General features: G+C 41.7%; 2 tRNA genes and 2 rRNA genes (1 of these 4 only partly in view). All 4 read right to left on the reverse strand.

Features of this window, described 5'->3' with window-relative positions:
* Window positions 1-632 (reverse strand): 23S ribosomal RNA (locus ABD816_RS21915); it reaches 2201 nt to the left of the window's first position.
* A gap of 187 nt (window positions 633-819) precedes the next feature.
* Window positions 820-893 (reverse strand) — tRNA-Ala (locus ABD816_RS21920).
* Between the two features lie 98 nt (window positions 894-991).
* A tRNA-Ile gene (locus ABD816_RS21925) sits at window positions 992-1065 on the reverse strand.
* A gap of 163 nt (window positions 1066-1228) precedes the next feature.
* Window positions 1229-2750 (reverse strand): 16S ribosomal RNA (locus ABD816_RS21930).
* Together the 16S and 23S rRNA genes with 2 tRNA genes alongside form the textbook arrangement of a ribosomal RNA operon.
* Window positions 2751-3325: the final 575 nt, after the last annotated feature.

Below are 3325 nucleotides of genomic sequence, written 5' to 3' on the forward strand. Positions count from 1 at the left end.
ACCTTAACCTTGCTAGTAAAAGTAACTCGTAGGCTCATTATGCAAAAGGCACGCCGTCACCTATAATGGCTCCGACCGCTTGTAAGCGTATGGTTTCAGGATCTATTTCACTCCCTTATTCAGGGTTCTTTTCACCTTTCCCTCACGGTACTGGTTCACTATCGGTCTCTCAGGAGTATTTAGCCTTAGCGGATGGTCCCGCCAGATTCATACAGGATTACTCGTGTCCCGCACTACTCAGGATACCACTAAATCAATATATCTTACTTATACAGGGCTATCACCTTCTTTGGCCTGTCTTTCCAAACAGTTCTAATTCAATATACATCTTATATCGTGGTCCTACAACCCCTATGCTGCCGTAACAACATAGGTTTGGGCTAATCCGCGTTCGCTCGCCACTACTAACGGAATCACTTTTGTTTTCTTCTCCTCCGGGTACTTAGATGTTTCAGTTCTCCGGGTTCACTCCTATTGCTAGGTGACATATCTTCAATATGCCGGGTTGCCCCATTCGGATATCTACGGATCAATCAGTATGTGCCTGTCCCCGTAGCTTTTCGCAGCTTGTCACGTCCTTCATCGCCTCTGAGAGCCTAGGCATTCCCCATACGCCCTTAATTAGCTTATGCTTCTTGCTTTAACTTGCTCTTTTAGTTTTCTAATTATATTATTTCCGATAAAAAATAATATAAAACTCTTAATTTTAATTTTTGTCACTAATTGTTCCTGGTGAAACAATTAATGCTCGTATTCTTTAAATCAATATGTCAATGAACGATTCTTAATATATAACTATAAAAACTACATACTAAATTGTGGAGAATATCGGAGTCGAACCGATGACCTCCTGCGTGCAAGGCAGGCGCTCTAGCCAGCTGAGCTAATCCCCCGTCTTTTATAAGTTGGCTCACCAGCCAGTTTATAGTTGACAGTAACACAACTTCTAAAATTTCCTTTTCAATAATATAATCAATGAACTTATAAATAGTAGTCTCAGGCAGACTCGAACTGCCGACCTCTACATTATCAGTGTAGCGCTCTAACCAGCTGAGCTATGAGACTTCTTCATAGTTGATGTTGGTGGTTTTTTGTTGATCGCTATAAATATCTAAAACAAATACTAACAACTAACAACCAAAAACTAACAACTATTTCTTAATTAATTAACAGCTTAAGACTAAAAACATCCTCAAATACAATTCCATTATATATCGTCTTTCTCTAGAAAGGAGGTGTTCCAGCCGCACCTTCCGGTACGGCTACCTTGTTACGACTTAGCCCTAGTTACCAGTTTTACCCTAGGCCGCTCCTTACGGTGACGGACTTCAGGTACCCCCAGCTTCCATGGCTTGACGGGCGGTGTGTACAAGGCCCGGGAACGTATTCACCGGATCATGGCTGATATCCGATTACTAGCGATTCCAGCTTCACGGAGTCGAGTTGCAGACTCCGATCCGAACTGTGATAGGGTTTATAGATTCGCTCCTGGTCACCCAGTGGCTGCTCTCTGTCCCTACCATTGTAGCACGTGTGTGGCCCAGGACGTAAGGGCCGTGATGATTTGACGTCATCCCCACCTTCCTCGCGGTTTGCACCGGCAGTCTGGCTAGAGTTCCCGACATCACTCGCTGGCAACTAACCACAGGGGTTGCGCTCGTTATAGGACTTAACCTGACACCTCACGGCACGAGCTGACGACAACCATGCAGCACCTTGTAAATTGTCCGAAGAAAAGTCTATCTCTAAACCTGTCAATCTACATTTAAGCCCTGGTAAGGTTCCTCGCGTATCATCGAATTAAACCACATGCTCCACCGCTTGTGCGGGCCCCCGTCAATTCCTTTGAGTTTCATTCTTGCGAACGTACTCCCCAGGTGGGTTACTTATCACTTTCGCTTAGCCACTCAGACCGAAGTCCAAACAGCTAGTAACCATCGTTTACGGCGTGGACTACCAGGGTATCTAATCCTGTTCGCTACCCACGCTTTCGTCCCTTAGCGTCAATACATTATTAGTGATCTGCCTTCGCAATCGGTATTCTAAGTAATATCTATGCATTTCACCGCTACACTACTTATTCTAACCACTTCATAATGATTCAAGTCTTACAGTATCAATGGCAATTTCACGGTTGAGCCGTAAACTTTCACCACTGACTTATAAAACCGCCTACGGACCCTTTAAACCCAATGATTCCGGATAACGCTTGGATCCTCCGTATTACCGCGGCTGCTGGCACGGAGTTAGCCGATCCTTATTCGTAGAGTACCGTCAAAATCTTACACGTAAGATCGTTTCTTCCTCTATAAAAGTAGTTTACAACCCATAGGGCAGTCTTCCTACACGCGGCATGGCTGGATCAGAGTTGCCTCCATTGTCCAATATTCCTCACTGCTGCCTCCCGTAGGAGTCTGGTCCGTGTCTCAGTACCAGTGTGGGGGATCCCCCTCTCAGGGCCCCTATCTATCGAAGTCTTGGTAAGCCGTTACCTTACCAACTAACTAATAGAACGCATAGCCATCTTATAGCGATAAATCTTTAATTATTAATCAATGCTAATCAATAATACTATAAGGTATTAATCCAAATTTCTCTGGGCTATCCCTTACTATAAGGTAGGTTCTATACGCGTTACGCACCCGTGCGCCGGTCGTCATCTGTAGCAAGCTACAATGTTACCCCTCGACTTGCATGTGTTAAGCCTGCCGCTAGCGTTCATCCTGAGCCAGGATCAAACTCTTCATCGTTAATTCTTAAATATTATTTAACAATATAACTAAAGGAATTTTTAATCGTACTCTAAATGATTCTAGTCTTAATTCTTTGGTACTAATTCAATAATAAAATTAAATTAATACGCGCTGTCAATCAATAAATCAATGAACTTATCTTCTCTATTAAAAGAAGAAAAATTAATGCCTCTTAAACAAAACATTAAACTTGTAATTACTCAAGGAATCGAACCCTAATTGTGCCCTTATCAACACATATACCCAGTATAATTTTTCTTATGAACTTAGCTTGTTTCTCAAAGCGGGTGCAAATATACAACCTTATTTTACTCTGACAAGTTTTTCTTTGTTTTTTTTGAACTTTTTTTCCGAAAATAAAAACCGAATCAAAAACAGTTTTTGCGGATGCAAACATACAACTCTTTTTAACTATAAAAAAATCAATCTCAACTCTTTTAATAAACCAAATCCTATCAATGAACACAACCAAAATCAATAACATTCTACATACCTCCCTTGGCGGGTGCAAACCTACTAACTATTCACGTATAAACAAGACTTTTTTTAAAGTATTTTTAAAAGAAATGACA

The organism is Aquimarina addita (genome assembly GCF_039539305.1).
GTDB classification, from domain to species: domain Bacteria; phylum Bacteroidota; class Bacteroidia; order Flavobacteriales; family Flavobacteriaceae; genus Aquimarina; species Aquimarina addita.